The sequence below is a fragment of the Moraxella nonliquefaciens genome, from assembly GCF_001679005.1.
Lineage (GTDB): Bacteria > Pseudomonadota > Gammaproteobacteria > Pseudomonadales > Moraxellaceae > Moraxella > Moraxella nonliquefaciens.
Map to the genome: position 1 here is coordinate 1 of NZ_LXTW01000028.1, position 664 is coordinate 664.

A 664-nucleotide genomic window follows, 5' to 3' on the forward strand; every position below is an offset into this window, starting at 1 on the left:
TAAAACTCACAAAAAATTGCATTTTGTTACTAAATGAAAGTTGGGCTTGGGCTTCCCCTTGGGTTTTAAAATCGCTACACTTTTTGGCAGCAAATGCTGGTTGGCTGATTGGCAAAACCGCAAGAAGTAATATTAGATGGGCAAGTTTCATTGGGGTTTCCTTTCGTTATTCGCCAAAGGCGTTAATGATGTCATCTAATTTCATATCGTCGAGCATTGGCAAACCAAAAACTTCATCATAATCAGCCAAGGAGGCATTTGACAGCAAGTAACTGTCATAAGTGCTGCGAGCTTTACCATTTAGAGCAAAAAAGCGTTTTGATGGGCTTATCTCTTTTTGCCGATCTTATCTCAATCTTTGTTGATGTTTGTTCTGATAGTGTGCTTGGTGCTTGTATAGCTTCCACAGTTGGCTATGGTGGCAACATTAGCCTTGCGATTTATCCAATTTTATCACAAAAAAACTTGGAGCAGATATGTCAAACGCCCAAAAAGTGAAAGAAAGTTTCAAAAAAACGTAGCGAGACCATCAAATCTTGGCGCGAAGCTCGTGAGTATGGCCTAACCTATATCAGCCGCATTATCAATGGCTCAATCCAAGCAAAATACGGCAAGGCTCACAAAATTGCCATTAAACTTGGTTTGATTGACAGCAACAGATCTT

1 protein-coding gene and 1 pseudogene are annotated in these 664 nt (G+C 39.9%); both read left to right on the forward strand.

Going from position 1 to position 664, the window contains the following annotated elements:
• Positions 1-258: 258 nt before the first annotated feature.
• Positions 259-498 carry a hypothetical protein gene (locus A7456_RS11190; RefSeq protein ID WP_145916095.1) on the forward strand — a complete coding sequence of 80 codons (240 nt, stop codon included), beginning with the start codon at positions 259-261 and terminating at the stop codon, positions 496-498.
• A gap of 30 nt (positions 499-528) precedes the next feature.
• A pseudogene (locus tag A7456_RS12050) lies at positions 529-664 on the forward strand (hypothetical protein); the annotation flags it as partial.